Source organism: Porphyrobacter sp. MBR-49, assembly GCF_053628655.1.
Genome location: NZ_JBRJGU010000006.1, coordinates 73115 through 99907 on the forward strand (window position 1 = coordinate 73115; position 26793 = coordinate 99907).

28 protein-coding genes, 3 tRNA genes, 1 other RNA gene and 1 pseudogene are annotated in these 26793 nt (G+C 61.9%); 12 read left to right on the plus strand and 21 right to left on the minus strand.

Annotated elements, in window-relative coordinates; genetic code table 11:
- Nucleotides 1–3 precede the first annotated feature (3 nt).
- Nucleotides 4–1602 carry an isocitrate lyase gene (locus ACSSV3_RS09700; protein ID WP_354324847.1) on the plus strand — a complete coding sequence of 533 codons (1599 nt, stop codon included), beginning with the start codon at nt 4–6 and terminating at the stop codon, nt 1600–1602.
- Nucleotides 1603–1763: 161 nt separating this feature from the next.
- Nucleotides 1764–1949 carry a hypothetical protein gene (locus ACSSV3_RS09705; RefSeq protein WP_354324974.1) on the plus strand — a complete coding sequence of 62 codons (186 nt, stop codon included), beginning with the start codon at nt 1764–1766 and terminating at the stop codon, nt 1947–1949.
- Between the two features lie 212 nt (nt 1950–2161).
- Here ACSSV3_RS09705 and ACSSV3_RS09710 read toward each other — a convergent pair whose 3' ends face one another.
- The 4 genes from ACSSV3_RS09710 to efp all read right to left on the minus strand — a co-directional run bounded on the left by ACSSV3_RS09710 (nt 2162) and on the right by efp (nt 5224).
- A complete protein-coding gene (locus ACSSV3_RS09710; RefSeq protein ID WP_354324846.1) occupies nt 2162–3487 on the minus strand; it encodes an amidohydrolase in 1326 nt (441 codons plus the stop codon).
- A 95-nt stretch (nt 3488–3582) separates the two neighbouring features.
- Nucleotides 3583–3667: transfer RNA gene (locus tag ACSSV3_RS09715), tRNA-Leu, on the minus strand.
- Nucleotides 3668–3832: 165 nt separating this feature from the next.
- On the minus strand, nt 3833–4651 hold the full coding sequence (locus tag ACSSV3_RS09720; protein ID WP_354324844.1) for an inositol monophosphatase family protein: 819 nt from the start codon (nt 4649–4651) through the stop codon (nt 3833–3835).
- 9 nt (nt 4652–4660) lie between these two features.
- On the minus strand, nt 4661–5224 hold the full coding sequence (gene efp / locus ACSSV3_RS09725) for an elongation factor P (protein ID WP_354324842.1): 564 nt from the start codon (nt 5222–5224) through the stop codon (nt 4661–4663).
- 171 nt (nt 5225–5395) lie between these two features.
- Here efp and ACSSV3_RS09730 point away from each other — a divergent pair, with 171 nt between their 5' ends.
- Nucleotides 5396–5818, plus strand: coding sequence for an elongation factor P (locus tag ACSSV3_RS09730; protein WP_354324841.1), 423 nt, complete (start codon nt 5396–5398; stop codon nt 5816–5818).
- A gap of 9 nt (nt 5819–5827) precedes the next feature.
- Here the strand turns inward: ACSSV3_RS09730 and thiE are convergent, their stop codons facing one another.
- The 7 genes from thiE to tkt all read right to left on the minus strand — a co-directional run bounded on the left by thiE (nt 5828) and on the right by tkt (nt 12759).
- A complete protein-coding gene (thiE, locus tag ACSSV3_RS09735) occupies nt 5828–6475 on the minus strand; it encodes a thiamine phosphate synthase (protein ID WP_354324840.1) in 648 nt (215 codons plus the stop codon).
- A gap of 40 nt (nt 6476–6515) precedes the next feature.
- The gene (locus tag ACSSV3_RS09740) at nt 6516–7406 is read right to left on the minus strand and encodes a fructose bisphosphate aldolase (protein WP_354324838.1); all 891 of its coding nucleotides are present in this window, start codon (nt 7404–7406) and stop codon (nt 6516–6518) included.
- 167 nt (nt 7407–7573) lie between these two features.
- A complete protein-coding gene (locus tag ACSSV3_RS09745) occupies nt 7574–8026 on the minus strand; it encodes a PaaI family thioesterase (RefSeq protein WP_354324836.1) in 453 nt (150 codons plus the stop codon).
- Complete coding sequence (locus tag ACSSV3_RS09750) at nt 8023–8457, minus strand: nuclear transport factor 2 family protein (protein WP_354324834.1); 435 nt, start codon at nt 8455–8457, stop codon at nt 8023–8025. Before ACSSV3_RS09750 ends, ACSSV3_RS09745 begins: the two co-directional genes overlap by 4 nt.
- A gap of 1 nt (nt 8458) precedes the next feature.
- Entirely contained in the window at nt 8459–9661 is a 1203-nt protein-coding gene (locus ACSSV3_RS09755) for a phosphoglycerate kinase (protein WP_354324832.1), read from the minus strand.
- A gap of 98 nt (nt 9662–9759) precedes the next feature.
- Nucleotides 9760–10767, minus strand: a complete 1008-nt coding sequence (gene gap / locus ACSSV3_RS09760) for a type I glyceraldehyde-3-phosphate dehydrogenase (protein WP_354324830.1) — start codon at nt 10765–10767, stop codon at nt 9760–9762.
- 15 nt (nt 10768–10782) lie between these two features.
- On the minus strand, nt 10783–12759 hold the full coding sequence (tkt, locus tag ACSSV3_RS09765; RefSeq protein WP_354324828.1) for a transketolase: 1977 nt from the start codon (nt 12757–12759) through the stop codon (nt 10783–10785).
- Nucleotides 12760–13012: 253 nt separating this feature from the next.
- Between tkt and ACSSV3_RS09770 the strand changes: the two genes are divergently transcribed.
- The 5 genes from ACSSV3_RS09770 to ACSSV3_RS09790 all read left to right on the plus strand — a co-directional run bounded on the left by ACSSV3_RS09770 (nt 13013) and on the right by ACSSV3_RS09790 (nt 14950).
- Nucleotides 13013–13228, plus strand: a complete 216-nt coding sequence (locus ACSSV3_RS09770) for a hypothetical protein (protein WP_354324826.1) — start codon at nt 13013–13015, stop codon at nt 13226–13228.
- Nucleotides 13229–13234: 6 nt separating this feature from the next.
- The gene (locus ACSSV3_RS09775) at nt 13235–13678 is read left to right on the plus strand and encodes a cell division protein ZapA (protein ID WP_354324824.1); all 444 of its coding nucleotides are present in this window, start codon (nt 13235–13237) and stop codon (nt 13676–13678) included.
- Between the two features lie 11 nt (nt 13679–13689).
- Nucleotides 13690–13862: non-coding RNA, 6S RNA (gene ssrS, locus ACSSV3_RS09780), on the plus strand.
- A gap of 258 nt (nt 13863–14120) precedes the next feature.
- Entirely contained in the window at nt 14121–14699 is a 579-nt protein-coding gene (locus ACSSV3_RS09785) for a 5-formyltetrahydrofolate cyclo-ligase (RefSeq protein ID WP_354324822.1), read from the plus strand.
- Entirely contained in the window at nt 14699–14950 is a 252-nt protein-coding gene (locus ACSSV3_RS09790) for a DUF2842 domain-containing protein (RefSeq protein ID WP_354324820.1), read from the plus strand. The genes ACSSV3_RS09785 and ACSSV3_RS09790 overlap by 1 nt, the downstream gene beginning before the upstream one ends.
- A 68-nt stretch (nt 14951–15018) precedes the next feature.
- Here ACSSV3_RS09790 and ACSSV3_RS09795 read toward each other — a convergent pair.
- The 5 genes from ACSSV3_RS09795 to thyA form a co-directional block, all read right to left on the minus strand.
- Nucleotides 15019–15095 (minus strand) — tRNA-Asp (locus ACSSV3_RS09795).
- Nucleotides 15096–15212: 117 nt separating this feature from the next.
- On the minus strand, nt 15213–16526 hold the full coding sequence (locus tag ACSSV3_RS09800) for a dihydrolipoamide acetyltransferase family protein (protein ID WP_354324819.1): 1314 nt from the start codon (nt 16524–16526) through the stop codon (nt 15213–15215).
- 7 nt (nt 16527–16533) lie between these two features.
- Nucleotides 16534–17586, minus strand: coding sequence for an alpha-ketoacid dehydrogenase subunit beta (locus ACSSV3_RS09805; protein ID WP_354324817.1), 1053 nt, complete (start codon nt 17584–17586; stop codon nt 16534–16536).
- Nucleotides 17583–18878, minus strand: coding sequence for a 3-methyl-2-oxobutanoate dehydrogenase (2-methylpropanoyl-transferring) subunit alpha (locus ACSSV3_RS09810; protein WP_354324816.1), 1296 nt, complete (start codon nt 18876–18878; stop codon nt 17583–17585). The genes ACSSV3_RS09805 and ACSSV3_RS09810 overlap by 4 nt, the downstream gene beginning before the upstream one ends.
- Nucleotides 18879–18991: 113 nt before the next feature.
- Nucleotides 18992–19939 carry a thymidylate synthase gene (gene thyA, locus ACSSV3_RS09815; RefSeq protein ID WP_354324814.1) on the minus strand — a complete coding sequence of 316 codons (948 nt, stop codon included), beginning with the start codon at nt 19937–19939 and terminating at the stop codon, nt 18992–18994.
- Between the two features lie 111 nt (nt 19940–20050).
- On the opposite strand from thyA, the gene ACSSV3_RS09820 reads away from it, so the two are divergent.
- The 3 genes from ACSSV3_RS09820 to ACSSV3_RS09830 all read left to right on the plus strand — a co-directional run bounded on the left by ACSSV3_RS09820 (nt 20051) and on the right by ACSSV3_RS09830 (nt 21513).
- A tRNA-Pro gene (locus tag ACSSV3_RS09820) sits at nt 20051–20127 on the plus strand.
- Between the two features lie 106 nt (nt 20128–20233).
- Nucleotides 20234–20491 (plus strand): hypothetical protein, encoded by a 258-nt coding sequence (locus ACSSV3_RS09825; protein ID WP_354324813.1) that lies wholly within the window; start codon nt 20234–20236, stop codon nt 20489–20491.
- Nucleotides 20492–21039: 548 nt separating this feature from the next.
- Nucleotides 21040–21513: a hypothetical protein gene (locus ACSSV3_RS09830; protein ID WP_354324811.1), complete on the plus strand. Its 474-nt coding sequence runs from the start codon at nt 21040–21042 to the stop codon at nt 21511–21513.
- 282 nt (nt 21514–21795) lie between these two features.
- Here the strand turns inward: ACSSV3_RS09830 and ACSSV3_RS09835 are convergent, their stop codons facing one another.
- Nucleotides 21796–22275 carry a hypothetical protein gene (locus tag ACSSV3_RS09835; RefSeq protein WP_454184797.1) on the minus strand — a complete coding sequence of 160 codons (480 nt, stop codon included), beginning with the start codon at nt 22273–22275 and terminating at the stop codon, nt 21796–21798.
- 219 nt (nt 22276–22494) lie between these two features.
- On the opposite strand from ACSSV3_RS09835, the pseudogene ACSSV3_RS09840 reads away from it, so the two are divergent.
- Nucleotides 22495–22641, plus strand: a pseudogene (locus tag ACSSV3_RS09840) (DUF6445 family protein); the annotation flags it as partial.
- Nucleotides 22642–22668: 27 nt separating this feature from the next.
- Here ACSSV3_RS09840 and ACSSV3_RS09845 read toward each other — a convergent pair.
- The 4 genes from ACSSV3_RS09845 to ACSSV3_RS09860 all read right to left on the minus strand — a co-directional run bounded on the left by ACSSV3_RS09845 (nt 22669) and on the right by ACSSV3_RS09860 (nt 26770).
- Nucleotides 22669–23442, minus strand: a complete 774-nt coding sequence (locus ACSSV3_RS09845) for a sulfite exporter TauE/SafE family protein (protein WP_354324809.1) — start codon at nt 23440–23442, stop codon at nt 22669–22671.
- A gap of 34 nt (nt 23443–23476) precedes the next feature.
- A complete protein-coding gene (locus tag ACSSV3_RS09850; protein ID WP_354324807.1) occupies nt 23477–25915 on the minus strand; it encodes a TonB-dependent receptor in 2439 nt (812 codons plus the stop codon).
- A gap of 103 nt (nt 25916–26018) precedes the next feature.
- On the minus strand, nt 26019–26186 hold the full coding sequence (locus ACSSV3_RS09855; protein ID WP_354324805.1) for a YezD family protein: 168 nt from the start codon (nt 26184–26186) through the stop codon (nt 26019–26021).
- A gap of 143 nt (nt 26187–26329) precedes the next feature.
- Nucleotides 26330–26770 carry an RrF2 family transcriptional regulator gene (locus tag ACSSV3_RS09860; protein WP_354324803.1) on the minus strand — a complete coding sequence of 147 codons (441 nt, stop codon included), beginning with the start codon at nt 26768–26770 and terminating at the stop codon, nt 26330–26332.
- Between the last annotated feature and the right edge of the window lie 23 nt (nt 26771–26793).

The following is a 26793-nucleotide window of genomic DNA, read 5'->3' on the forward strand; positions in this document are numbered from 1 at the left end:
CATATGACCTACCACAACACCATCACCCACATGCGCGACATCGTCGCCGCCAATGGGCCAAGCTGGGCCGCAATCGATCCCGAAAGCGCCGCGCGCATGGCGACCCAGAACCGTTTCGCCACCGGGATCGACATCGCCAATTACACCGCCAAGATCATGCGCGCCGATATGGCGGCCTATGATGCCGACCCGGCGCAATACACCCAGTCGCTGGGCTGCTGGCACGGCTTCATCGCGCAGCAGAAAATGATCGCGATCAAAAAGCATTTCGGCACCACCAAGCAGCGTTACCTGTATCTGTCGGGCTGGATGATCGCCGCGCTGCGCAGCGAATTCGGCCCGCTGCCCGATCAATCGATGCACGAGAAAACCTCGGTGCCTGCGCTGATTGCCGAACTCTACACCTTCCTCAAGCAGGCTGACGCGCGCGAGCTTGGCGGGATGTTCCGTGCGCTCGACGCGGCCCGTGCGGCAGGTGACGCGGTCGAAGCCAAGCGGCTCGAAAACGCGATCGACAATTACGAAACCCACGTCGTGCCGATCATCGCCGATATCGACGCAGGCTTCGGCAACGCCGAGGCGACCTATCTGCTCGCCAAGAAGATGATCGAGGCAGGCGCCTGCGCGCTCCAGATCGAAAATCAGGTGTCGGACGAAAAGCAGTGCGGCCATCAGGATGGTAAAGTAACCGTGCCGCACGAGGATTTCCTCCAGAAAATCCGCGCCTGCCGCCATGCCTTTCTCGAACTGGGCGTGGACGACGGGATCATCGTTGCCCGCACCGATTCGCTCGGCGCTGGCCTGACCAAGCAGATCGCATTCTCCAAGGAACCGGGCGATCTGGGCGACCAGTACAACGCCTTCCTCGATGCCGATGAAGTTGACCCTGCCAACATAACCAATGGTCAGGTGTTCATCAGCCGCGATGGCAAGCTGCTCGCGCCCAAGCGCCTGCCTTCGAACCTTTACCAGTTCCGCCCCGGCACCGGCGTGGACCGCGTGGTGCTCGACTGCATCACCAGCTTGCAAAACGGTGCCGATCTGCTGTGGATCGAGACCGAAAAGCCGCACGTCGAACAGATCGCCGAAATGGTTGATCGCATCCGCGAAGTCGTGCCGAACGCGAAGCTCGTCTACAACAACTCGCCCAGCTTCAACTGGACGCTCAACTTCCGTCAGCAGGTGTTCGATGCCTGGGCCGAAGCAGGCAAAGACGTGTCGGCCTATGACCGCGCCAAGCTGATGAGTGTCGATTATGACACCACTGAACTGGCCGCCGAAGCCGACGAGAAGATCCGCACCTTCCAACGCGATGGTGCAGCGCGGGCGGGGATTTTCCACCACCTCATCACACTGCCGACCTATCACACGGCGGCACTCAGCACCGACAACCTCGCCCGCGAGTATTTCGGCGAACAAGCGATGCTGGGTTACGTAAAGAACGTGCAGCGTGAAGAAATCCGTCAAGGCATTGCCTGTGTGAAGCACCAGAACATGTCCGGCAGCGACATCGGCGATGATCACAAGGAATACTTCGCCGGTGAAGCCGCGTTAAAGGCCGGCGGCGCGCACAATACGATGAACCAGTTCGAGGCGGCATAAACGCAGCCTCACCGCAGGTGGAATGCTGCATGGCCGCAGATGACGGTCAGCAGCAAGAGGATGCCACATGACAGCCAACCGGAAATCGCGCTTGCCGCCTTCCGGTTGGCTGCCGAAACGCCTAAGCGCGCAAGGGTGCAAGCCGCCCGAGGAGACTGATGATGAGCGATACTGATACCCCCAAGACCGAGCCCGCCCGCGCCCGCGCGCTGCTGTCAACGGCCGACATGAAGCTGCTGCGCCGCGCGCTGGAAAGCCACGCCCGCGCGACCGAAGACCGCGAGGAGCTGGCGAAGATCAACGCGCTGCACCACCGGCTCGGCACCTACGTGCCGGATTCGGAATAACCCCGTTCAACAATTCTCCTGGGGAGGAGAAACGGCCGCCGGAATGCTCCTTCGCTGGGGCGATCCGGCGGCTGAATTTTTTTAAATGTGCCGATGCCTACGAACTGAAGCACAATCGGTTGCGCAGCAACCGCAAGGGCGACCGGCCGCCCGCAGCGACCAAAGGGAGCGAGGATTTCGCATCGCGGAAGCGATGCGGAACACAAAAACTCCTATCCCCCAGATTTCGCCATCAGATCAAGCGTGGTCGCGGTCAGCGCCTCAGTTGCAGTCGCGATCACCACCGGGGCGTCGGGTGCCCAGAATGGTGAGTGGAGCGAGGGAAGTTCGATCTCGCCGCGTTCCGATTTCGCCCATTCGCCCGGCCGCACACCGCCAACCCAGAAGATCAGCGATTGGACATTGTCAGGATCAGCGCGACGGAACTGGCTGAAATCCTCACCCCCCATCACGCTCGGCGCTTCAAACACGCGGCCTTCGAACCGGGTTTTCAATCCTGCCATGACCTGATCGGTGAATTCGGGGTTGTTGTATGTCGCCGGGGTATAGGGATCTGACACAGTGACCTTGGGCAGCTTGTCGTCGGGCATTCCGGCGGCCAGCGCCTCTCCCCTGGCGATCCGGGCGATCCCGTCGAGCAGCTGCTTGCGCGCCTCGTCGGTGTAGCTGCGCACGGTGATTTGCAGCCGTGCTTCATCGGGAATGATGTTGTGCTTTGACCCGGCCTGAAAGCTGCCGACTGTCACCACCCCCGGTTCAAGCGGGTTCAATTCGCGGCTCACCAGCGTTTGCAACCGGCTGACGATGCTGGCGGCGATCACGATCGGGTCTTTGGCGGTATGCGGATAGGCACCATGTCCGCCGACGCCGGGAACCACCACATCGACGCTGTCGACATTCGCCAGCGCAAAGCCTTTCGAATAGGCGATCACCCCAGCAGGGGCCTGCGCCGCATCGTGGAAGGCCAGCACGTAATCAGGCTTCGGGAAACGGGTGTAAAGCCCGTCTTCGATCATCGCGAGTGCGCCTTCGCCGATCTCCTCGGCCGGTTGCAGGATCATCACCAGCGTGCCCGACCATTGATCGCGGCGTTCGGACAGCAATTGCGCGGTGCCGATCCAGGCCGCCATGTGGGTATCGTGGCCGCAGGCGTGCATCACCCCGGTTTCGATCCCGGTGGCAGGCACCGCGCGGCGCGTTGAGGCATAGGGCAGCCCAGTCTGTTCGATCACCGGCAATCCGTCCATGTCGGCACGCAGCATGACGGTGGGGCCATCGCCGTTCTTCATCACCGCAACCACGCCGGTTTTGCCGACGCCTTCGGTCACTTCAAACCCCAGCGCACGGGCGCGGGCGGCGAGTTTCTTGGCGGTTTCAAACTCCTGGAACGACAATTCAGGGTTGGCGTGCAAATCCTGATAAAGCGTCACCAATTCGGGCAGATCAGCGGCCACCGCTTCGCGCAAATCGTCAGCCTGCGCCGGTGCCGCCAACAGCGTCAGCGCGCTTGCCCCGGCTAGGATTGTCTTTAACCGCATAACGTTCCCCTCAATGGCAGGGCTCGAACGTGACCCTTGGCGAAGGCTACCCAATTTCGTGGGGCCTGCACAAGCGGTTTATGGGAAAGCGGCGGTGGTGCCCCTGGCCAGACTCGAACTGGCACTTCTTTCGAAACTCGATTTTGAGTCGAGCGCGTCTACCAATTCCACCACAGGGGCGCCTGCGCGGGAGCGGGCCTGTTAGCGAGGTGTGCGATCCGCATCAAGCGTCAAGCGGCATTGTTTCACGTGAAACATTGGTCTGGATGGGGCCTAGCAGGGGTCTAAGTGGGGTCTAGCAGGGGTCTAGCGCCACCTAGGCAGGATCTGGAGCGCTCGGAAACCTTACCGCAGCGCCCCCGCCAACAGCTTATGCAGCCGTGAATGCAGCACATCATTGGCCGCCAGCACCTGATCAGCATGGATCGGGGCTGACCGCCCGCGGAAATCGGATACGAATCCGCCCGCCTCGCGCACCAGCAGGCACCCGGCTGCGGTGTCCCATTCCGACAGGCCGCTTTCCCAGAACCCGTCAAACCGGCCCTGCGCGACGTAAGCCAGATCGAGCGAGGCGGCGCCGAACCGGCGGATGCCCGCAACCTCCGGGCCAATCGCGCCGAAAATCCGGCTCCATTCGGCAAAGTCACCGTGTCCGAAGAACGGCACCCCGGTGGCCACCAGCGAATCGGCCAGCCGTGAACGCGCCGAGACCCGCAACCGCGCGTCCTGCAACCACGCACCGCGCGATTTTTCCGCCCAGAAGGTCTGATCGGTGATCGGCTGATAGACCACGCCCGCCACCACATCGCCCCAGCCGCTGCCATCGGGCTTGGGTTCCTGCGCGGCGATGGAAATCGCGAAATGCGGGATGCCGTGGAGGAAATTGGTGGTGCCATCAAGCGGATCGACGATCCAGCGCGGCATTCCGGGATCACCTTCGATCACGCCGGCTTCCTCCATCACGAAGCCCCAGCCGGGCCGCGCGGTGAGCAGTTCGTCATACAGCGTGCGTTCGGCGCGGATATCCGCCTTGCTGACGAAATCAGCCGGGCCTTTGCGGCTTGCCTGCAAATGTTCGACTTCGCCGAAATCGCGCCGCAAACGCCCGCCCGCCTTGCGCGCGGCGCGTTCCATTACGCGGATCAGGCCGGAAATAGCTGCCATCAGTTTTGCTCAGTTCGCCTTGCCGACATAGGCCTGTTCATAGACATCGACGATGATCCGCGTGCCGCTGCCGATATGCGGCGGCACCATGATCCGCACGCCGTTATCGAGGATCGCGGGCTTATAGCTCGACGAGGCCGTCTGCCCCTTCACCACCGCGTCCGCGTCGACAATCGTTGCTTCGATCTGCGCGGGCAGTTCGACCGAGATCGGCCTTTCGTCCCACAGTTCAAGATTGACCTGCATCCCGTCCTGCAAAAACGGGCGCGCATCGCCGAGCAGATCGCCGGGCAGCGTGATCTGTTCGAAGGTGTCATTGTCCATGAACACCAGATCATCACCCTCGGCATAGAGGAACTGGAATTCCTTGGTGTCGAGCCGCACGCGCTCAATCGTGTCGGCGCTACGGAACCGCACGTTGGTTTTGCGGCCATCCTGCAGGTTCTTCATTTCGACCTGCATATAGGCCCCGCCCTTGCCCGGCTGGGTATGCTGGATCTTGGCGACCTTCCAGATGCCTTTTTCATATTCAAGGATATTGCCGGGGCGAATATCGACGCCGCTGATCTTCATGGGGCTATTGGCCTTTGTGCAAGGAAGTGGTGAGAGCGCACCGCGCCGAAACGCAAGCGCCCGAAAATGATGCGCGCCCATAGCCGAGCCTGCCCGTCCCGGCAAGCGCGGGCAGAAGCCTGCTGAAAGGCTTGGCCTTCGCCGCTGCTGGCTGATAGAGGCGAACCCATCATGAAGACCCGTTACATTTTCCTGCTGATCATCAGCGCCGCTGCCGCCGCCGCCTTCCTGCCGGGAAGCGCCTACGGGCAGGATCGCGCAAAATCACTCCCGCCTAACCGCGACGATAGGCCTTCGTCCGGGGTGCTCGGCATTCTCCAGCATGGGAACTACGAATGCGCGCTGCCGGGTGATGCCGGCAGTGTGGCCTTTGATGTCGTGGCCGAAGAAGGCTTTCGCATCGGCGCCGCGTCAAGCTACGTCAACGCCGAAGGCAACGGGATTTACCTGATGCGCGGGGATGAAGTGTTGTTCACCCGCGGCCCCAAGAAAGATCAGCGTTTCCGGCGGCTTGGCGATAACACCTTGCAAAAATTGAATGCCGACGGGAGTCCGAGCAAGCTGATCTGCACCCGGCTCGGCTCGACGTTTTAGCGCGCCGTTTCAACGCGATTCGGCGATCGCCTTGGCGAAGGCTTGCACAGCAGCGACTTCGTCCCCGCCCCATACCGCGCCCGACACGGCGAGAAAATCTGCGCCAGCCTCTATCAGCGGGGCGCAATTGTCGGGGGTGATCCCGCCAATCGCGACGCAGGGAATTTCGAAGATCTGGCTCCACCATTGCAGCAGTTCGAGGTCAGGCCGTTCAGCGTCCGGCCCTTTATCCTTGGTGGTGGAGGGATAGAACGCGCCGAATGCGACATAATCGGCCCCCGCCTCGCCCGCATCCATCGCCTTGTGGCGGCTGGCATGGCAGGTCACGCCGATCTGCGCCTCACGCCCCAGTTCTTCGCGCGCTTCGCGGGGTGATCCATCGTCCTGCCCCAGATGCACACCATCCGCCTTCAACCGCTTGGCCAGCGCCACCGAATCGTTGACGATAAAGGCGACATCATGCGCGGCGCAGATCGCCTGCAAGGGCGCGGCGAGCGCGGCGGCTTCGTGGTTGTCGAGGCCCTTCACCCGGAACTGGAACGCGGTGACAAGCTGGCTTTTCGGCCCCTTGCCCGCCGCCAGCGCGCGTTCGAGCCGTTCGGGAAAGTCGCCGGTCACATCAAGCGGCGAAATGAGATAAAGCTGAGTTTCGGTCATGCCATGCGCGCTAATCGCTCGCGCGGCATCTGTCACCTGTTCAACCGGCGACGCTGGCGCTGGCGATCTGGTCGATGGCCTTGCCCAGCACCGCGTCGAATTCCTTGTCCGACTGACCTTTTCGCAGATCCTGCAACAGCCCGCGGCTGAAGCTGGCGATCATGCCGGGGTTCCGGGCTAGCTGCGAACAGGCATCATCGGTCGAAAATCCGCCCGACAGCGCGACCACGCGCAGCACCTTGGGATGCTGCGTCAACGGCGTGTAAAGGCCTGCGGTCGCCGGGATCGACAGCTTGAGCATCACCTGCTGGCCATCGGGCAGTGCTTCAAGCTGCCTGGAGATTTCGGCCAGCAGCATCGCTTCCCCGGCGGGGCGATCGGCGGCGGTTATGTCATATTCGGGCTCTAAAATCGGCATCAGCCCAGCGGCAATGATCTGCCTTGCGACGTCGAATTGCTGCGCCACGATGGCGGCGATCCCGGCCGGATTGGCGGATTTGATGACCGACCGCATCTTGGTGCCGAACATCCCGGCTGCGAGGGATTTTTCGAGCAGTTCTGGCAGTTTGGTCAGCGGCTTCATCAACTGCACGCCATCAGCCTCATCCGAAAGGCCTTGATCCACCTTGATAAACGGTACGATCCCGCGCGCCTTCAGCGCATCGCCGGTCGATACCCCGTCAACCACACCGTCCATCGTTTTTTCAAACAGAATCGCGCCGATCACCTTGCCGCTGCCGAAACAGGGCGATGTGATGACACGCGCGCGCATCGCGTGGATTTGCGCGAACATTTCATCTTCGCTCGACCAATCGCCATCCGCGACACCGTAGCCATGCAGCGCCTTGGGGGTGGAACCACCCGACTGATCGAGCGCGGCGATAAAGCCCTGCGCTGAGGCAATACGATCAGTCATGGTTTGCAAGTTCATTGCGGCGTTCTCCGATGACGCAACTGGGTGGGCGGGACTTGTTTTCGAGGTTTCTGCATACCTATGCATAACTCTCGTAAGTGCCCTTAGCGACGAGATCGACGCGCTGCAATATCAATGCTGCATCTGCACACAGGTGGATTGCGCGCGGAGCTACCTCGCAGCGATCAACGTCGCGACAAGCGCCTGATAATGCCGGTAAAGCTGAGCGCAGGCTGACCATCGCCTGTCACCATTCCGCGCACAAAGATGGTCTTGCCCCCGCCGCGGGTCACCTCACCGCGCGCCTCAACCAGCGCGCCGGGGTTGACCGAACCGAGGAAATCGCCCGCAAGGTTGAGCGTAACGGCATGATCGCCGGCCAGTTCATCGGTGGCGATGGCAAACAGCGCGAAATCGGCAAAGGTCAGCAGGCAGCCGCCGTGCATGAACCCGCCGCCGTTCATGTGCCGCGCTTCGGCACGGAAGGCGCTGACATAGGAACCATCCGGCTCGCGCTTCATGAAGAACGGGCCGGAACGGGTTTCGAACGGATCGCCCTGCCAATATCGCCACCCGGAAAATTCGCCCGTTTCCACCGTTGTCAGCGTGCCGTAGCTGGTTTCAACTGCCTCGCTCATGCCTGTTTCCACAATTGCAGGCCGCGCACTGCATCGGCGATGCGGTCGCCCTCTTCCAGCCGCGCGAGGCTCATGTCGTTAAGGTTCCAGTTGCGCGAGATACTGCCGCGCCGCCACAGGGCGGACAAAAGGAAAGGCCCTGTCCACACCTTCCCGCCAAGGCGCAATTCAAGCTCCGCTCCGGCGATGAACCATGCGCTCTTGCCATGCTGGCGAACGAACACTTCGCGAAAGGCGAATTTGGTGCAGGCAAAGCCGCGCTCCATCGCGGCGATAAAGCTCGGCCGGTCGAGCAATTGCGGTGGCAGCGTGCCGACCATGAACATGAAATCGCGCGCGGTCAGTTTCTTCATCGCCTTGGCATCGCCCGCCACCCAGGCGCGCATCGCGCCCAGCGCCAGCGCCTCGATCTCGGCACTAACATCGGCCATGTCAGGCCTCCAGCGCGGCCACGCCGGGCAGGACGCGGCCTTCCATCCATTCGAGGAATGCCCCGCCAGCGGTTGAAACATAGGTGAAATTATCGCCCGCGCCCGCTTGTGCCAGCGCCGCAACAGTATCCCCGCCGCCCGCCACGCTGATCAGTGATCCTTCCAGCGTCAGCGCCGCCGCAGTCCGCGCCAGCGCCACGGTGGCCGTATCAAACGGTTCGGTTTCAAACGCGCCCAGCGGCCCGTTCCACACCAGCGTGCGGCAGGTCTTGAGCACATCGGCAAGCGCTTCTGTCGCCTGCGGGCCAAGGTCGAGGATCATCTCGTCATCGGCGACTTCATGGACGTTGCAAGTGCGCAAGGATGCCGGATTGGCGGCGAATTCCTTTGCTACGACAACATCATAGGGCAGGTGAACGGTGCATCCGGCATGATCGGCCTCGTCCATGATCCGGGTGACGGTGGCGGCCAGATCATGTTCGCACAGGCTTTTGCCGACATTGACCCCGCGCGCGGCGAGGAAGGTGTTGGCCATGCCCCCGCCGATGATCAGGTGCTGAACCTTGCCCACAAGGTGTTCGAGCACGGCGAGCTTGGTCGAAACCTTCGCCCCGCCGACCACTGCCGCGACCGGCGTTTCGGGATTGCCAAGCGCGGCATCCAATGCCTTCAATTCGGCCTCCATTGACCGCCCGGCATAGGCAGGCAGGTGATGCGCCAGCCCTTCGGTGGTGGCATGGGCGCGGTGTGCGGCGCTGAAGGCGTCGTTGACATAGAGCGTGCCGTGCGCGGCAATCGCCTGCGCCAGCGCCGGATCATTGGCCTCCTCGCCCGGCCAGAAGCGGGTATTTTCGAGCAAGCCGATATCGCCGCCGCGCAGAATACCGATCGATTGTTCCACAACTGGCCCGGTGATTTCGGGGATGAACATCACCTCCTTGCCCAGCACATCCTCGACATCGCCCACCACCATGCTGGTCGACAGCACCGAGGAACGCTGCCCGCCCGGACGCCCGAAATGCGCAAGCAACAGCACCTTCGCGCCCTTGCCCGCGAGTTCGAGGATGGTCGGCTTTACCGCCACGGCCCGCGTCAGATCAGTGGCCGATCCATCCTTCATCGGCAGGTTGAGATCAACGCGCACCAGCGCGACCTCGCCGGTCAGGTCAGCGGGCAGATCATCGAGAGTCTTGAACTTGGCCATCTTATTCACCCGTCATTCCGGCGTAGGCCGGAACCCAGAGGCTCCGGCCACGCTCATTCGCTCTGGGCCCCGGCCTGCGCCGGGGTGACGAAGCTCGCTTACAAAAACTTCGCCATCACTCCGGCGGTATCGACCATCCGGTTGGAAAAGCCCCATTCATTGTCATACCAGCTGACCACGCGGGCCAGTTTGCCATCCATCACGCTGGTTTCGAGGCTGTCGACCGTCGAACTGGCGGGGTAGTGGTTGAAATCCGAGGACACGAGCGGCTGATCGGTGAAATCCAGCACGCCCTTCATCGGGCCATCGGCCGCCGCCTTCAACGCAGCGTTGATTTCATCAACACTGGTTTCGCGGCTGGGCACGAACACCAGGTCGACCATGCTGACATTGGGGGTCGGCACGCGCACTGACGATCCATCAAGCTTGCCCTTCAGTTCGGGTAGCACCAAACCAACCGCACGCGCCGCGCCGGTGGTGGTCGGGATCATGTTCTGCGCCCCGGCACGCGCCCGGCGCAAGTCCTTGTGGATCTGATCGAGCATCTTCTGATCGTTGGTGTAGGAATGGATCGTGGTCATGAACCCGCGTTCGATCCCGATCACATCATTCAGCACCTTCGCGACCGGGGCGAGGCAGTTGGTGGTGCAGCTGGCATTGGAGATGATCACGTCATCGCCCGTCAGCGTGTCGTGATTGACCCCGTAAACAATGGTCTTGGACACGCCGGCCGCGGGCGCGGAAATCACCACGCGCTTGGCACCGGCAGTAATATGCGGGCGGCTGGCTTCGTCGGATTGGAAGAACCCGGTGCATTCGAGCACGATGTCCACGCCCATCGCGGCGTGCGGCAGTTTGCCCGGATCACGCTCTGCGGTGACGGCGATACGTTTGCCATTGACGATGATCGCATCGCCATCGGCGGTCACTTCGCCAGCGAAGCGCCCATGCACTGTATCATAAGCGAACAGCAGCGCATTGGACTTGGCATCGGCCAGATCATTGATCGACACGAGATCGAGATCATGGTCATCGCGTTCGAGGATCGCGCGCGCAACCAGACGTCCGATGCGACCAAAGCCGTTGATGGCAACTTTTGTAGCCATGATAAAAACTCCTGCTTAGTTGTTCAGTTTATTCTGGATTTGCGGAACAATTGTGTCAGCGATGAGGCCGAAATGGGCGAACAGGTCGCCCGCCGGGGCCGAAGCGCCAAAGCTGTCGATCCCGATATTCAGCCCATCGCGCCCGGTGTAACGCTGCCAGCCAAAAGTGCTTGCGGCTTCAATCGAGACGATCAGCGCATCATCGGGCAGGATATCGGCGCGGTAGGCTGCGCTTTGTTGGTCGAACAATTCGGTGCAGACCATCGACACCACATCAGTGCCCACGCCCGCCGCTTCAAGCTGCGCGGCGCATTGGGCCGCCAGTGAAACTTCCGATCCGGTAGCGATGATGACGACCTTGCGCGGGGCAGCCGCCGATTGGATCCGGTATCCGCCGCGCGCCGACAGGTTTTCACCCGGCTCAAGCCGCAATTGCGGCAGGTTCTGACGGGTCAGCGCCAGCACGGTCGGGCGGTCTTTCTGCGCCAGCGCGATTCCCCAGCATTCGGCAGTTTCCACCGCATCGGCCGGGCGCATCACCAACAGGTTCGGCATCGCCCGCAGCGACGCGAGGTGTTCAATCGGCTGGTGCGTCGGCCCGTCTTCACCCAGCCCGATGCTGTCATGCGTCATCACGTATATCACGCGGCAATGCTGCAAGGCCGAAAGCCGGATCGCACCGCGTGCATAATCGGTGAACACCAGAAAGGTGCCGCCATAGGGGATCACGCCGCCATGCAGCGCCATCCCGTTCATCGCCGCGGCCATGCCAAATTCGCGGATGCCGTAATTGACATAACGGCCCGCGTAATTGTCACGGTTAAAGGTAACGATTCCGCCGGCCAGCGTGTTGTTCGATCCGGTCAGATCGGCGCTGCCGCCGATGGTATCGGCCAGCGCCGGATTGATCGCCGCCAACGCGATTTCGGACGCCTTGCGGGTGGCGATTTTCTGCGGGGCGGCGATCAGGCCCGCGATGTGGTCATCAAGGTTGAAACCTTCGGGCAGGTCGCCCGCCATGCGGCGTTCAAAATCCGCCCGCTGCGGGGACGCCGCTAGCCGCCCCGCCCATGCCCCATGCGCCGCGCGGCCCGGTTCGGCTGCCCGGTGCCAATCGGCGGCGATGTTGCCGGGGATCACGAAAGGTTCAGCCGTCCAACCCAATTCGGCGCGCGCAGCGGCAACCTCTGCCGCGCCGAGCGCCGCACCGTGGGTGGCGCTGGTGCCCTGCTTGTTCGGCGCGCCCTTGCCGATCACTGTGCGGCACGCGACCAGCGATGGGCGCGGATCGGCCTTGGCCTCAGCCAAAGCGCGGTCGATATCGGTAAAGTCATGCCCGTCGCACTCCGTCACGTGCCATCCGGTCGCAGCATAGCGCGCCTTGATGTCCTCGGACGTGGAAAGGTCAGTCGCGCCGTCGATGGTGATGCGGTTATCGTCCCACAGCACGTTCAGCCGCCCCAGCCCAAGGTGCCCCGCCAGCCCTATCGCTTCGTGGTTGATGCCTTCCATCAGGCAGCCATCGCCCGCGATCACCCATGTGCGGTGGTCGACGAGAGCGTCGCCATAAACGGCGTTCAGGTGCCTCTCGGCCATCGCCATGCCCACTGCCATCGCCACGCCCTGCCCCAGCGGGCCGGTGGTGCATTCCACCCCATCGAGCAGAAAGTTTTCCGGATGGCCCGCACACGGACTGCCCAGCGTCCGGAAATTGCGAATGTCATCAATGGTCGGCGCGGCATAGCCTGACAGATGCAGCAGGCTGTAAATCAGCATTGACCCATGGCCCGCCGACAGCACGAAACGATCCCGGTCAGCCCAATGCGGCGCGGCGGGATCAAACTTCAGGTGCCCCGTCCACAGCACGGTAGCGACATCGGCCATGCCCATCGGCATTCCCGGGTGGCCCGAATTAGCGGCCTCTACGGCATCCATCGACAGGGCGCGGATGGCATTGGCCATGGGTTGAAGGCGGGCGACGTCGATGCTCATGAGCGCAAAATTCTCCTGCTGCGGCACCGCAAACTGATGCGGCACGGCCCGTTGCCCGCCCGGGGACAAATCTTGCAGTGCAGCGCGATTCGATGCCGGAAGGTGGCCGCCGTGCCATTGCCGAGCCGCCGGGGTAGGTCAACCTTGCGTCGCTATACCGTGATCGCGGCCCGCGCGCGCCAATCGCGCCCACTTATCAACAGCCTCGCCCAAACCTTTGCGTGGCCTTCGCTATCTTGGTAATGTCATTTATATGACCGCCGATCGTATCGCGACCGCCATAACGCGTATCGAGGCTGCAATGCAGCGGATCGACGCCGCGCGCGAAGCGGGGGCGAAGTCAGGCGTGGCGGCTGGTGCTGGCTCAGCCCGGGTGGTCGAACTGGTCAACAGCCATGAAAAACTGCGTGAACACGTCGCGGAAAGCCTTCGCGAACTTGACGATCTTCTGGGCAAGCTGGAGGAATAGCGCGCGATGAGCACCGTCACGCTCACCATCGGCCCCAAAAGCTACACCATCACCTGTGCTGAGGGTGAGGAAGCGCATATTTCAGCGCTGGGCGCGATTATTGCGGAAAAATATGCACAATTGGGGGCTGCGCGCGCGCCTCTGGAGGCGCAAAATCTGCTGTTTGCCGCGCTGTTCCTTGCCGATGAACTGGCCGAGGTTCGGAAAGGCAATGCCCCCTCACCAGCGCCCGCACCTGCGCCTGACCAGCAAGCGATAGAGGCCCTGCGCGCGGCGATTGCCCAGCTTGAAGATGATCTTGCCGCCGCGCGCGAAGCTGCAGATGCGCCAGATGCCGACCTGTCCGGAGGCGCAGACGCGTCCGATGCGCTTGCCCAGCAGCTCGAAGCGCTGGCGACCTGCGCTGAAGCCACGGCAAGCGCGCTTGAAGCGGCGGCTGCAAGCGCCTAGATACTAACATGGCGGGACTGCCCGGCACGAGCCGATTGAATATCCCTGAGGCTATAAGCAATCCAATGGGAACTGTCCCTGCCCTTGCCTACTGGTTCGTCCGGGAGGTTTGGGCATACGGCGCCCACCTGACGTAAGACGCGTCAGAGGATTTCTAGCGCAAACGACCCATGGTGGTTCCGCCACGTTTTTGTTCAGCCTCAAGCGCCGGCGCGCGCATCCGCGCGCTTGGCTTTCCTGCGGGGGCCCGGCCCCTTTGGGGCCACCCCTTCGGGCGGGCGGTCGCCCTTGCGGGCCGTTGGCCCGTTTTTGTTGCCCTACCGCTTCGCTGCTTGAGTGCGTTTTTTGTTTTCGATCCTCGCTCATGCTGGCTGCGCCAGCTTCGCTGCGGGCGGGCAGTCGCCCTTGCGGGCCTTTGGCCCGAGGGCTACCGCTGCGGCGCATGATTGATCCAACCAAATCCGACCTCCGCCGCCAATTGCGCGCCACGCGCCGTGCGCACGTTGCTGCGCAGCCGGATGCGATCCGCGCGTTGTTGTTCCACCGGCCACCTGCTCCGGTTGTTGCGCAAATCGCGCCTGATGCGGTGATCGGTCTGTATCATGCCGGGCCGGACGAGGCCCCGGCGCATGGCTATGCCCGGTTCTTCCACGATGCGGGCCACACTATCGCCCTGCCGCACTTCACCGCGCACGACGCCGCGATGACCTTTCGCCGTCACAGCGACCCCTACGACGATAGCGACCTTGCCCCCGGCCCGTTCGGCATGATGCAACCCGGTGCGGAGGCAGAGCCGCTCACCCCCGACGTGCTGTTCGTGCCGTTGATCGGCTTTACCGCCGCGCTTGATCGTTTGGGCCAAGGCGGCGGGCATTATGATCGCTGGCTGGCAGAACATCCCGGCGCGCAAGCGATCGGGCTGGCATGGGACGCGCAAGCTTGCGACACCCTGCCGAACGAGCCGCACGACCGGCGGTTGAATGCGGTGATAACTCCCACCCGGATTTACGGAAGCTTCTGATGCGTGAAACCCCGACCTGGCGAATTCCGTTTGGCATCATTGGCCTGTTTATCGCGCTGATCATCTACGCCGTGATCATCGCGCGCTATGCCCCCGGCCTGATCGGTCAGTGGAACGGCCTTGCGCAAACGGTGGTCTATGTGGTGCTCGGCCTGATCTGGCTGTTGCCGCTCAGGCGGTTCCTGATCTGGATGGAAACCGGGCGGTGGAGCGCGCCGCAGGGGGCGCAGACAAAAGAAAAGGCGGACTGACGCCCGCCCCTATTCAATGTTCTGTTCGATGTCTTGATGTGAAGCCACTTGACCCTCTGCGAGGAAAGTGGCGCGAGTGACGGGACTTGAACCCGCGACCTCCGGCGTGACAGGCCGGCGCTCTAACCAACTGAGCTACACCCGCGTATTTCATTCCGTTGAGCGTTCAGGCGATGCCATCCCGTTCGTTGGAGCAGCGCCATTAGGGCTGGCTTCGAAAGCTGTCAACGCTCTCGTCACCAGCCTTGCCGCGAATTTTTCATCAATCCACCAGCAGCAGTGCCGGAGTTTCGATCAGCCGCTTGATCCCCTGAATAAAGCTGGCGGCATCGTGCCCGTCGACCACCCGGTGATCGCAGGAAATCGAGATGTTCATCAGCTTGCGCTTGGCGATTCGTTCCCCGCCCATGCCATCAGGCACGAACATCGGGCGTTCGACGATGCGATTGGGGCCGATGATCGCCACTTCGGGCCGGTTGATCACCGGCGTGGTCGCCACCCCGCCCAATGGGCCGAGCGAGGTTATCGTGAGCGTTGAGCCCGACAGTTCTTCGGACGTTGCCTTGCCGGTGCGCGCGGCTTCGGCCAGGCGGCCAATTTCCCGCGCCAATTGCCACAGATTGCGGCTTTGCGCGTCGCGAATCACGGGCACCATCAGTCCATTATCGGTCTGCGCCGCCATGCCCAGATGCACGCTGCCATAACGCGTCACCACGCCCGCTTCGTCATCATAGCGCGCGTTGATCATCGGGAAGTCCGGCACCATCTTGCAGATCGCGGCAATCAGCAGCGGCAGCATGGTCAGCTTGGGCCGATCCCCGCGCGCGGCATTCAGTTGCGCGCGCAAGGTTTCCAGATCGGTGACGTCGCATTCCTCGACATAGGTGAAATGCGGAATGTTGCGCTTGGCGGCCGCCATGTTCTGCGCGATGCGTTTGCGCAGGCCGATGACCTTGATCGCCTCATCACTGCGCGCCTGGCCCGCCGGGGCGAAGCCACTGCCGGCGTTGTAAGCGAGAAAGGCATCCAGATCGCCGTGGCGCACACGGCCATCCTCGGCAGGCTTTACCTGCGCCAGATCAACGCCAAGGTCGCGCGCGCGCTGGCGCACAGCGGGGGAGGCGAGGACTTTGGCCTCTCCCCCTCCCCTTGGGGAGGGGGTTGGGGGGTGGGGGTTCGAGGGTGCGGGGGGACGACGCACCATTTCAGGCGTTGAGCCCCCATCCCCAACCCCTTCCCCTTGGAGAAGGGGCTTTTCAGGCGCATCGGACATTTCGTCTTCGATCTGCTCGGCTGCGGCCTCAGCCTCAGCCTCAGCCTCCTCCGAAACCTCGCCCTCAACCTCGATCACCAGCAGCATCGCTCCGATGGCGATCACATCGCCAGCCTCGCCTGCAACCTCGGTCACAATGCCTGCCACCGGGCTTTCAATGTCGATCGTTGCCTTGTCGGTCATCACGTCGACAAGGTGCTGATCCTCCTCGACCCGATCGCCGATCTTTACGTGCCATTCGACGACTTCCGCCTCGGCAACGCCTTCGCCCACGTCGGGCATATTGAATGTGAACTTCGCCATGGTGCGCTTACTCGCTCAAAAGCTTGTCGATGGCCTCGCCAATGCGGACTGGGCCGGGGAAATAGGCCCATTCGAGGCTGTGGGGATAGGGCGTGTCAAACCCGGTCACACGTTCGACCGGGGCTTCGAGATGGTAGAAACAGCGTTCCGTCACCAGCGCCGACAATTCCGCGCCGAAGCCGCTCGTGCGGGTCGCCTCGTGCACGATCAGACAGCGGCCGGTTTTTTCAACCGAAGCCTCAATCGCCTGAATATCAAGCGGCACCAGCGTGCGCAGGTCAAGGATATCGGCATCAATGCCCTTGGCCTTGCACACTGCCTCGGTGACGTGAACCATCGTGCCATAGGCGAGCACGGTCAACGCCTCACCTTCGCGCACGTGCCGCGCCTTGCCCAACGGGATGCGGTAATAGCCTTCGGGCACCACGCTATCGGGGTGTTTCTTCCACGGTTCGACCGGCTTGTCGTAATAGCCGGAAAACGGCCCGTTATAGATCCGCTTTGGCTCAAAGAAGATCACCGGATCATTGTCTTCGATGGCCGCAATCAGCAGTCCCTTGGCATCGTACGGGGTCGAAGGGATCACGGTTTTCAGGCCCGAGACATGGGTAAACAACGCCTCGGGGCTTTGGCTGTGGGTCTGCCCGCCAAAAATCCCGCCGCCGAACGGCGAACGCACCGTCAGCGGCGCGATGTAATCACCCGCCGAACGATAACGCAGCCGCGCGGCCTCGGAAATCAGCTGATCGAGGCCGGGATAGATGTAATCGGCAAACTGGATTTCCGGCACCGGGCGCAGGCCATACGCCCCCATCCCCACCGCCGCGCCGATAATCCCGCATTCGCTGATCGGGGTATCGAACACGCGGGTTTTGCCGTGTTTGGCCTGCAAGCCTGCCGTGGCGCGGAATACCCCGCCGAAATAGCCGACATCTTCGCCCATGATGATCACATCGGGATCGCGGGTGAGCATGATATCGAGCGCTTCGTTGATCGCCTCGATCATGTTGATCCGGCGTTCTACAGTCGCTTCGGTCATGGTGTCAGGGCTCTCGCTCATCCGAACGGCCTTTCGCTGCCGAATTTGGTGATGCGTTCGCGGATTGCCTGATCTGCCTGTTCTTCAAGGTGCCAGGGCAATTCCTCGAACACATCTTCGAACATGGTGTGGAACGGGTGGTGCAGGCCGTGGCCGAGGATGCCGTTCTTTTCGGCTTCCTTGGTGGTGGCTTTGACCAGCTCAGCGCATTCAATGTCCATCGCCGCCTGCCGGTCCAAATCCCATTCACCAATCGCAATCAGGTGCTTTTTCAACCGCATCACCGGATCGCCGAGCGGCCATTCCTCCCGTTCCTGCGCGCTGCGATAACCGCTGGGATCGTCCGAGGTAGAGTGCCCTTCGGCGCGGTAGGTGAAATATTCGATCAGTGTCGGCCCATGATTGCCGCGCGCGCGGTTGGCGGCCCATTGCGCAGCGGCATAACAGGCAAGCGCATCATTGCCGTCTACCCTTAGCGCGGCAATGCCATAGCCCAGCCCGCGCGCGGCAAAGGTGGTGCGTTCGCCGCCCGCAAACCCGCTGAAGCTGGAAATTGCCCACTGGTTGTTGATCACGTTGAGGATCACCGGCGCGTTATAAACGGCGGCAAAGGTGCAGGCGGCGTGGAAATCGCCCTCTGCGGTGCTGCCCTCACCCACCCAGGTCGCAGCAATCCGGCTGTCGCCCTTGATCGCGCTCGCCATCGCCCAGCCGACCGCCTGCGGGGTCTGCGTGGCGAGGTTGCCCGAAATGCTGAAAAAGCTGTGCTCGCGGCTTGAATACATGATCGGCAGCTGGCGGCCTTTCAGCTTGTCGGCCCGATTGGAATAGATCTGGTTGATCATATCCAGCATCGGATATCCGCGCGCGATCAAGATGCCCTGCTGGCGATAGCTGGGGAACACCATGTCATCGCTCGCCAGCGCCATTGATGACGCAATCGAGGTCGCCTCTTCACCGGTGCACTTCATGTAAAAGCTGGTTTTGCCCTGCCGCTGCCCGCGAAACATCCGTTCATCAAAGGCGCGCACCATCGCCATGTGGCCGAGCATCGTGCGCAGGGTTTCGGGATCGAGCCGGGGGTTCCACGGCCCGTGCGCCTGATGATCATCGCCCAGCACTCGCACCAGACCATAGGCCAGATCGGCCATCTGCGACGGGTGGCAGCTTTCATCCGGGCGCGGCTGCGCGCCGGGGCTACCCACGTCGATATGCGAGAAATCGGCCTTGTCGCCGGGGCGATATTTCGGTTCGGGAACGTGCAGCGCGAGCGCCGGGCGGTTGGTGTCAGCCGGGTTTGCAGGTTCAGCCATCGGGCGCTCTCCCCCTTGCCTGGCACCGTGCCCAAAGCCGGTGCAATCATTGCTAGGAAGTGTATTTTTATTTCAACGCCGGGGAGCGGTCAAGCGCGGTGCATCATCCCGCCTCATACCGCAACAGGGGCGCTGATCGGGGGCAGCGGCGCGTAATCATGCACCACGAAATCATCGATCCGGTAATCGAATATTGTTTCGGGGGTGCGGGTAATTTCCAGCGTCGGGCGGCCCTGCGGCTGGCGAGTGAGCTGCTCCTCGATCAGATGCGCGTGGTTGAGATACAAGTGCACATCCCCGCCCATCCACACCAGCTCACCGGGAAGCATCCTCACCTGCTGCGCGATCATCCGCGTCAGCAACGCCGCCGACCACAGGTTAAACGGCAGGCCCAGCGCGACATCGCAGCTGCGCTGGTAAAGCAGGCAATTGAGCCGTGCAGCGCTCCCTTCTTGGGCGCCATCCCCCGCAACATGAAACTGATAGGTCTTGTGGCACGGGGGCAGCGCCATGCGGTCAAGCTCGGCCACGTTCCAGCCTTCGATAATATGGCGGCGGCTGCCGGGGTTGGTGCGCAGGCTTTCGATCACGGCCGCGACCTGATTGATGCCCTCACCCTGTTCATACAGCCCGTCAGGCCGATAACGATAGGTCGGCCAATCGACCCACTGCTTGCCATACACCGGGCCAAGTTCGCCCCAGCGCAGCGCGAAGGCTTCGTCAGCGGCGACGCGCGCGACAAAATCATCAAGACTGATCGCATCGCCCGTATCTTTAACGTAGCGCGCGTGCGGCCATTCGTTCCAGATTTTCACTCCTTGCAGCACCAGCGGGCGGATATTGGTGCTGCCGGTCAGAAACCAAAGCAATTCCCGAGTCGCGGTTTTCCAATAGACCCGCTTGGTCGTCAGCAGCGGCATCGCACCGCCCGCCAGATCGAACCGCAGCACCGCCCCGCACACCGACCGCGTGCCGATACCGGTGCGATCGATCCGCTCGCTGCCAGTTTCCCAGATGGTGCGCATCAGATCGAGATATTGCTGTTCGGGATGGTCAATCATGACCTGTGCCTAGCGCGAAATTGCCCGCTTGCCACCCCGCTCATCCACACCTATAGGGCGCGCCTTGCCTCGACCTGCGTGGGGCAATTTTCCGCGCAGGGCCGACACGGTCGGGGAGTAGCTCAGCCTGGTAGAGCACTGTCTTCGGGAGGCAGGGGCCGGAGGTTCGAATCCTCTCTCCCCGACCAATTATCCTTCATTGCATTGAAAGATAGCCTTGCGCATCCGCGCAGGGTGGTGCGCAGCACTGCGGCCGAATTGGCGAGCGAGGCCTCCCCTTCAAGGCGACCATTGATGCGCAGCATCACTGTCCCGCTTTGCTGCATCACCAGCGGGATAAGCTGCGTGCCTGTCAAACTGCCGATCCATTGTGTGCCACCCGCATTGGCGCGCCGCAGGGGAATATTTACCAGCCTGCCGGAAAAGTTCCACGTCATCGTCAACGCGTTGTCGCGTGCGGGTTTGTTGAGCAACATCGCCATGAACGGCTTGCCGCCTTCGCAATACAGGCTGAGAGATTCGATGTTTGGCGATCCCGCCGCGCTCACATAAGCAATCGGCGCGCGCCCCTGCACCGGAACCACTTCCCAAGGCGTTCCGGGCAGCGCCACTGCCGTTTCCGGCGGGCTGTTGTCCAACATCGTTTTGATCTCTGGCGCGACCGGCATTCGCCTGCCCGTGGCAGGGGGATAGACAGTCAGCTTGCCCCGTTCCCAAAGGCCTACCTGCACTTCCCGGCGGGCCGGGTCGATCATGACATAGGCCTGTTCTTCGCCGCCTTGATGCGGCGCGTTGCCTGACAGGTAAAAATAGTTCCCGGCGCGCTGCAATGGCGAAACGACTGACAGATTTTTCCGCAGTGCAGCCATTTTCGGGCCCATCCGCGATTTCAAAACGGCGGCCACGGCACCCTTTTCAAACAGGTCGATATTATCCTTGGCGTAGCTGCCCGGATATTTGCCGACAAGGCTGGCGAGGTTGTTCCATTCCGCAGGGATGCCTTGCACGGCAACCGCCACTTCCGGCTGCGGCGGCGCTGGAGTGCCCGCAGGAGCGCTGCCTTGACAAAGAGTGAACAACCCGCCGCCGGTGAATGACGCATGGAACGGATCGGGGCGCTGACCCGGCGCAAGGTCGGGCTCAAAGCGGATGACCCCCGGCTTCTCGTCATCGTTGACGAACATCAGCACGCGGCCAAAATCATTATTGCTTACCGGAAAGGGGAAGAAAACCGACATGATGCCGTCATAGCGCTGACCCATAAAGGTAAGCGCATATTCCACCCTCGGGGGCTTTACCTCGCGGCCATTGGCGCGGAACGTCATGCCCTTTTCATCAATGGTCACGCGCGGTTCTTTTGCGCAGTCACCGCGCGGGGCGTAGCTTCCATAAATATGGTCGATGCCCTGATCTTTGAAACTCGTCAGCGGAAGCGCCTGTGCACTTGCGGCTGCAAATGCGCCCAATGCACAAACGCCAAGGGCCGCGCTGACCCGACCAATCGTGGATGGTTTGAAAGGATGCCAATCCATGCCAATTCCCCCCGGAACAGACGTTTCCCAAAAGCCCGCTGACTCGCAACCGGATCAGAGACTGCACCAGCGCGATAACGCAAGCGCCCCATTTTGTCGCGCCTGTTTTGGGCCTTGGCGCTCACCGCGTCCGCACTCGCGCTGAGCCGGGGGTTTGGGGCGTGGTCAACTCGCAAGCGATCAAGATGGGTAATGGGCGGGAAGCTGCCAATCCGCGCACATCGTCACCCCCGCGCAAGCTGGGGCCTTGGGCTTTCAAGCGCCGTGTTTGCCGCCTGAGATCCCAGCTTGCGCTGGGATGACGGATAGTAGCGGGTTTTGGGCTTAGCGCGGATTGGGGGGATTGTCTGTGCCGCGGCAGGAGATCACCTTCTCGCCCGCCGCGAAACCTTCCACGCCGGTCATGTCGTAGGCTATGGCGTAGAAGCCTGCTGGCATCGCTCCCGATGGCAAATCGACGTTGAGTATCGTCGCTTTTCCGAGCTTGCGCCCAGCTTCAGCTTGACCTGCATCAGAATCGCCTGCGTTCAAGATCACGCCTTGCCCGTAGGCGCGATTATATGAGTCCATTGCAAGGATGGATAAAAACAGATTCCGATCCGCACCGCCGCACAGCGATGGGTCAGGCCTGACCGATGGCTGCCCTTCTCTGCACGCCGCGTTCTGCATCAGACGCACGTGATACCCTGCAGCATCCCCGTCAGTATCCGAACGCAGCAGCGCAAACAGCACCTTGTCATTGGGAAGAGGCACGGCAACAGCCTCGCCTTGCAAGCCATACCGCACCCCGCCCGCATCGCCCATCCGCACGCCCGTGCTCATGGTCGATTCCAGTACGCTTGCCCGGTTGCAAGCAAGGTTTCCGATACCCCTGCAGATATTCCAGCCATGAACCCCGCAACGATGGTGACAGGCGTGCGACACGTCCATCCTTTATCAATGCCAGCAAGCAAGGGAGTGCTCCCGGGCGTCAGTTCGAACGGCCCCGTGTAAAGATCGCCGATCGCTTCGGGCGCGCAGTGTATCCCGCATATCGATGATGTCGCACCGGGCAGCTATGCCATGGTTCATTATCTGGCCCACACCGCATTCGGCGGAACCGCATTTTACCGTCAGCGAAGCACTGGTTTTGCACAAATTGCAGCAGCGCAGCACCGCGCATATGCTGCGGCGTCTAAAACAGTTTCCGGAGCGGTTCTAGCCGAGCAGCCATGCCCTGTAGATGCTGTAGCCACTGGTCACGATCAGCACCACAGCGACCGCAATCAGCAAGGCGCGCGGCTGCACGCGGCTGGCAAGGATCGCTCCGAACGGCGCGGCGATCACCCCGCCGATGATCAGCCCGACTGTTATCAGCGTGAAGGCAGCAAAGCCGAGTGACGCGATAAATGCGATCGAGATCGCCAGCGTGAGCAGGAATTCGGCCGAATTGACCGTGCCGATCACCTTGCGCGGATCACCGCCTTGAATCAGCAGGTTGGAGGTGACCACCGGCCCCCACCCTCCGCCGCCTGCTGCGTCGAGAAATCCGCCTGCCGCCGCCAGCGGACGGGTATAACGCGGGTCTTCGAACCGGGGCTTCGACAGGCGTATGGCCCGCCACAGCAAGTAGAACCCGATGCCGGTAAGATAGAGCATCACGAAAGGGCGGGCAGCCGCGGCATCAATGCTCGACAGCAGATAAGCCCCGGCGACCCCGCCCAGCACGCCAAACGGCACCAGCCGCCAGAACAATCCCCAATCGACATTGCGATGCCAGATATGGCTCGCCCCCGAAGCCCCCGTGGTGAACAGTTCGACCAGATGCACGCTCGCCGAAGCCGTGGCGGGCGGCACGCCGAGCGCGCTCACCAACAGGGTTTGGGTGATCACACCGAACGCCATGCCCAGCGCCCCATCGATCATCTGTGCGGCCATGCCGATCGCGATGAACGGCGCGATGGTGATGAGCAGCTCGGTGAAATCAGGCATGAGGTATGTCCTCTCTGTGAAACGGACGGAAAGATCAGAAACGGGTGCTGATTGTTCCGCCCCAGGTGCGCGGATCGCCCGGCAGCCCTGCGATCAGACCGGTCTGGCCCGGCCCGACAAACAATTGCTGGAAGAAGTTCTTGTCGAAGGCATTCCTGACCCAACCAAAGATGTTGAGCCCGGAATCGGTTCGGAAGCCAAAGCGGAAATTGGATAGGTGATACCCTTCGATCCGCGTCGCCTCGGACGGTGAGGCATTGGAGAAAAAGTCTGACCGGGTGCTGCCATCATAGCCAAGGTAGACCTCACCATCGCGGTCAAGCAGGCGCACCGGGACATTGCCCTCGGCGCCGAACGAGAAAGCCACCTTGGACACGCCCGGCAGGCGCTGGCCGGAAATGTCGCAGTTGGCAGGACTGATCCCGCCGGGCGTGCCGGGGGCGGATGGGGTCTGGCCCGGCGCGGCAGTGGTGCCGCCGCGCAATTCGACCGGGCATGGCGCGTCGACGAAGCGGACATATTTCGCATCGGTGTAGGCACCGCTGATGTAAGCGTTGAACCGTTCGCTGGGCCTGATGGTGAAATCTGCCTCAAGCCCTTGCGAGCGGACCTTATCCGCATTTGCCAGAAACCCGCGCAACACGCCGAACTGGCCATTGGTCACGGTCGCCTGAAAGTCGCTAATGTCGGTGCGGAATGCCGCGAGATTGAGCGTCGCGCGGCGACCCCAGAATTGCGTTTTCAGCCCCAATTCGAAGTGATCGACTTTTTCCGGCAGGATCGAACCCGCTTCTTCGATCGGCACGCCATTGGCATCGGTGGGCAGGCCATTTTGGTTGATCCCGATGGTCTTGAAGCTGCGCGCATAGGTGCCGTAGGCCCGCACATCGGGCGCAAGTTCATAGTTCAGCGTCAGATCATAGGTGAGGTTCCAGTCGGTATCCTTGGGCCCGCTGACTTGCGGGGTAAACACCGCCAACTGCGCTCGGCTGCGGGCATCGGTTTCGGTTCCGAGCAGTTCGGTGCCATCCCCGGTAAACACGCGCCGCTGGAAAAAGCCCTCTTTCTCATCATAATTTAGCCGCACGCCGGGCTGAATCGTCAACGCGTCTGTCACCCGCGAGCTCAACTGCCCGAACAGCGCAAGGCTGGTGCTTTCGAGAAACTGCGTGTTGCGCGCAGTGAGCCCGTCAAGCACGGTGGGATCGTTCGACAGCGGGTTGCTCGGGTTGATCGTCCAGCGGCTTGACGCTGGCCCGTGCCCTTCCAGTCCCTGTGTGTCGATCCGCTGATCAAAGGCGAAAGCCCCGACCACAAAGTCGATCTTATCGCCATCATAGGCGTAGCGGAATTCCTGCGTGTATTGATCCTGCTGCGACGGGTTCTGCGACAGAGTCACGATCGGCAGGCCGGTAAAGTCACGGTCGTTCTCGGGCTTCCAGTCCCACGTCCGCCATGCGGTGATTGATGTGAAGGTGCCCGGCCCAATGTCCCAGTTGATGCGCAAAGCAAGCCCGCCGATCGTGTTGCCCGCGTTGAGGTTGGCATCGAGATCGCTCAGCCGATCAAATGGGTTTGTGCTAGGCGGTGCATAATTTTGCGCGGCGGCAAGCGCAGCAAACTGCCGGTTGAGCGGGCGCTGGGTGGATACGGTGCGCACGAACACCGATCCGCAGCAATTGGCATCCTGCTTGTTATAATCACCCGCCAGCGTCACCCGCAGATTATCATTGGGCTGCCACAGCAACTGGGCGCGCAGGCCGATATTGTCGAGGCTCTGGAGGTCTTGCCCCGTGGTCACATTGAACAGGGTGCCGGTCCGGTCGGTCGTGGACACCGCAACGCGCGCGGCCAGTGTATCCGACAGCGGGCCGGAAATGGCGGCGCGCGCCTGCTTGAAGCTGAAATTGCCGACGCTCACCTCGGCGCTGCCTTCCAGATCGAAGGTCGGTTGTTTAGTCCTGATGTTGATCGCGCCCGCTGTGGTGTTTTTGCCATAAAGCGTGCCTTGCGGGCCGCGCAGCACCTCCACTTGGTCAATATCGACAAAGTCGAACGTGGCTGAGGCAACGCGGGCGTAATAGACATCGTCGATGTAGATGCCGACGCCCTGTTCGAACCCGTCGCTGGTAAGCCCGAATGGCACGCCAAGCCCGCGGATATTGACCGCGGTGTTGCGCGGGTTCGACGAAAACAGCTGAAGCGTCGGGGCGAGCTGCTGGACGCGGTCGATATTGAACGCCCCGGTCGATTCGATCTGCGGGCCGCCGATGACCGATATGGCGAGCGGGATTTCCTGCGCGGTTTCGGAACGGCGCCGCGCGGTAACGATGATGTCGTTGCCTGATGAGGCCTGTGCTTCTGAGCCGGCATCATCGGACGCCGCCTCGTCCTGCGCGAAGGCCGCAGCGGGAGTGATCGCGGCCAACGCCGCGCCAAGCAGCAAAGTGCAGCGGAGAGAAATCGGATACATGGTTTCGCCTTTGCAAGCGGGCATGCATCCGGTGGTCCGGTCTGCGGGTCCCTGTTTGTGTTAAGTTCATGGTATTGGTGATGATCGGCTGCGGCTGGAGCCGTCAGTCGTTCAGACGCTTTCTTTCGGTCACGTCGATCTGCATCACCCGGCCGTCATGGACGGTAAGCTGGATTGCGCCATAGCGCAGGCGCGACAGCGCTTCGCTGACCACGGCCAGCGCCTCGGGCAAAACCCCCTCGCGATCACCGTGTTTCTTGTCATGGTCCATTATCGGGCCTTTCCTTGCGCGAATTGCGTTTGCAGCGCAGGAATTAAACCCAAGTGAATTAATTGACAATAGGGTAAGGCAAAAGATTTTCTGTCCGGCGGTGAAAGGTTGGGTTTGTAGGCCGGAGCGATTGAAAGCTTGGCTCAGGTGCCGTCCTGGGAAAAGGGCGCCACCGGCATAATCGGATCAGACAACCGAATGGCGTCAAGGATCTGGGCAGTCCGGTCGCGCACATCCAGCAGCAAGGCGCGCGTCCGGCATTCGCCTTCGTCTAGGCAATTCTTGCACTTTTCATGGGCATAGCGACTGGCGCAGGGCACCAGCGCGAGCGAACCGCGCATATGGCGGATCAAATCGCCATAGGTGATGTCCACCGGAGCAATCGCCAGCCAATAGCCCCCATCACGTCCACGGCGCGAAGCAACGAGACCGTAGCGGGTAAGTTCGGACAGGATCACGGTCAGGAATTTGGCCGGGATGTTCTGCTTTTCGGCGATGACGGCGAGCTGAATCGGGCCCTCGCCGTAGTGGTCGGCAAGATGCTGCATCGCGCGAATGGCATATCGGGTTTTCTGCGACAGCATGGCCTTTTATCCATCTGCCAAGT

Coding starts and splice junctions, on each gene's coding strand:
- ACSSV3_RS09700 (WP_354324847.1), top strand. CDS start 4: ATGACCTACCACAACACCATCACCCACATGCGCGACATCGTCGCCGCC.
- ACSSV3_RS09705 (WP_354324974.1), top strand. CDS start 1,764: ATGAGCGATACTGATACCCCCAAGACCGAGCCCGCCCGCGCCCGCGCG.
- ACSSV3_RS09710 (WP_354324846.1), bottom strand. CDS start 3,487: ATGCGGTTAAAGACAATCCTAGCCGGGGCAAGCGCGCTGACGCTGTTG.
- ACSSV3_RS09720 (WP_354324844.1), bottom strand. CDS start 4,651: ATGGCAGCTATTTCCGGCCTGATCCGCGTAATGGAACGCGCCGCGCGC.
- efp (WP_354324842.1), bottom strand. CDS start 5,224: ATGAAGATCAGCGGCGTCGATATTCGCCCCGGCAATATCCTTGAATAT.
- ACSSV3_RS09730 (WP_354324841.1), top strand. CDS start 5,396: ATGAAGACCCGTTACATTTTCCTGCTGATCATCAGCGCCGCTGCCGCC.
- thiE (WP_354324840.1), bottom strand. CDS start 6,475: ATGACCGAAACTCAGCTTTATCTCATTTCGCCGCTTGATGTGACCGGC.
- ACSSV3_RS09740 (WP_354324838.1), bottom strand. CDS start 7,406: ATGAACTTGCAAACCATGACTGATCGTATTGCCTCAGCGCAGGGCTTT.
- ACSSV3_RS09745 (WP_354324836.1), bottom strand. CDS start 8,026: ATGAGCGAGGCAGTTGAAACCAGCTACGGCACGCTGACAACGGTGGAA.
- ACSSV3_RS09750 (WP_354324834.1), bottom strand. CDS start 8,457: ATGGCCGATGTTAGTGCCGAGATCGAGGCGCTGGCGCTGGGCGCGATG.
- ACSSV3_RS09755 (WP_354324832.1), bottom strand. CDS start 9,661: ATGGCCAAGTTCAAGACTCTCGATGATCTGCCCGCTGACCTGACCGGC.
- gap (WP_354324830.1), bottom strand. CDS start 10,767: ATGGCTACAAAAGTTGCCATCAACGGCTTTGGTCGCATCGGACGTCTG.
- tkt (WP_354324828.1), bottom strand. CDS start 12,759: ATGAGCATCGACGTCGCCCGCCTTCAACCCATGGCCAATGCCATCCGC.
- ACSSV3_RS09770 (WP_354324826.1), top strand. CDS start 13,013: ATGACCGCCGATCGTATCGCGACCGCCATAACGCGTATCGAGGCTGCA.
- ACSSV3_RS09775 (WP_354324824.1), top strand. CDS start 13,235: ATGAGCACCGTCACGCTCACCATCGGCCCCAAAAGCTACACCATCACC.
- ACSSV3_RS09785 (WP_354324822.1), top strand. CDS start 14,121: ATGATTGATCCAACCAAATCCGACCTCCGCCGCCAATTGCGCGCCACG.
- ACSSV3_RS09790 (WP_354324820.1), top strand. CDS start 14,699: ATGCGTGAAACCCCGACCTGGCGAATTCCGTTTGGCATCATTGGCCTG.
- ACSSV3_RS09800 (WP_354324819.1), bottom strand. CDS start 16,526: ATGGCGAAGTTCACATTCAATATGCCCGACGTGGGCGAAGGCGTTGCC.
- ACSSV3_RS09805 (WP_354324817.1), bottom strand. CDS start 17,586: ATGAGCGAGAGCCCTGACACCATGACCGAAGCGACTGTAGAACGCCGG.
- ACSSV3_RS09810 (WP_354324816.1), bottom strand. CDS start 18,878: ATGGCTGAACCTGCAAACCCGGCTGACACCAACCGCCCGGCGCTCGCG.
- thyA (WP_354324814.1), bottom strand. CDS start 19,939: ATGATTGACCATCCCGAACAGCAATATCTCGATCTGATGCGCACCATC.
- ACSSV3_RS09825 (WP_354324813.1), top strand. CDS start 20,234: ATGCGCAGCATCACTGTCCCGCTTTGCTGCATCACCAGCGGGATAAGC.
- ACSSV3_RS09830 (WP_354324811.1), top strand. CDS start 21,040: ATGGAACGGATCGGGGCGCTGACCCGGCGCAAGGTCGGGCTCAAAGCG.
- ACSSV3_RS09835 (WP_454184797.1), bottom strand. CDS start 22,275: ATGGGCGATGCGGGCGGGGTGCGGTATGGCTTGCAAGGCGAGGCTGTT.
- ACSSV3_RS09845 (WP_354324809.1), bottom strand. CDS start 23,442: ATGCCTGATTTCACCGAGCTGCTCATCACCATCGCGCCGTTCATCGCG.
- ACSSV3_RS09850 (WP_354324807.1), bottom strand. CDS start 25,915: ATGTATCCGATTTCTCTCCGCTGCACTTTGCTGCTTGGCGCGGCGTTG.
- ACSSV3_RS09855 (WP_354324805.1), bottom strand. CDS start 26,186: ATGGACCATGACAAGAAACACGGTGATCGCGAGGGGGTTTTGCCCGAG.
- ACSSV3_RS09860 (WP_354324803.1), bottom strand. CDS start 26,770: ATGCTGTCGCAGAAAACCCGATATGCCATTCGCGCGATGCAGCATCTT.